General features: G+C 42.0%; 1 protein-coding gene. It reads right to left on the reverse strand.

Annotation, left to right across the window (positions count from 1 at the left end; translation table 11 throughout):
- Window positions 1-181: 181 nt before the first annotated feature.
- On the reverse strand, window positions 182-971 hold a 790-nt coding region (gene nqrF / locus A3756_RS12275), incomplete at its 5' end, for an NADH:ubiquinone reductase (Na(+)-transporting) subunit F (protein ID WP_068553595.1).

The following is a 971-nucleotide window of genomic DNA, read 5'->3' on the forward strand; positions in this document are numbered from 1 at the left end:
CCATCGTCGAACCACTTAAAGAATATTGAAGTCGGTCTGGATGAGGTTGGCCGCACGCCATTAGGCCGAGCATCAAAACCAAAAAAATAGAAAATCTAAACACAATAAATAAAAACCGCTGTAAACGAAAAACGCCAGCCTTGTTCAGGGCTGGCGTAACTAGAAATATAACTAGACGAGATTAACCGCCAAAGTCATCGAGTAAGATGTTCTCATCTTCAACACCTAGACTCTTAAGCATCTGAATAACAGCTGCGTTCATCATTGGAGGCCCACACATGTAGTACTCACAATCTTCTGGTGCTGGATGGTCTTTGAGGTAATTTTCATATAGAACATTATGAATAAACCCGGTGTAACCCTTCCAGTTATCTTCTTCCATCGGATCAGATAACGCAGCATGCCATACAAAGTTTTCATTTTCTTCTGCTAGCTTGTCATACTCGTCCTGATAAAACATTTCTCTCAAGCTTCGAGCACCATACCAGAATGACATCTTACGCTTAGACTCAAGTCGCTTAAGCTGATCAAAAATATGTGAACGCATCGGGGCCATACCCGCACCGCCACCAACAAATACCATTTCGTTGTCAGTATCTTTAGCAAAGAACTCACCAAATGGCCCGTAAACATCGATGGTATCGCCCTTCTTAAGATTGAATACGTAAGATGACATTATCCCTGGAGGGTGGTTCGTTCCTGGAGGAGGCGAAGCGATACGAATGTTGAACTTAACAAGCCCTTTTTCTTCAGGATAGTTTGCCATTGAGTAAGCTCGTATAACGTCTTCTTTAACAATTGACTTATACTGCCACAAGTTGAATTTATCCCAGTCTTCGCGATATTCGTCTTGAATTTCAAAGTTTTTATAATCAACTTCGTGAGGTGGACACTCAAGCTGAACATAACCACCAGCGCGAAAGTCAACGTTCTCGCCCTCTGGCAACTTAAGAACCAGTTCTTTAATGAAA

The sequence above is a fragment of the Oleiphilus sp. HI0086 genome (genome assembly GCF_001635225.1).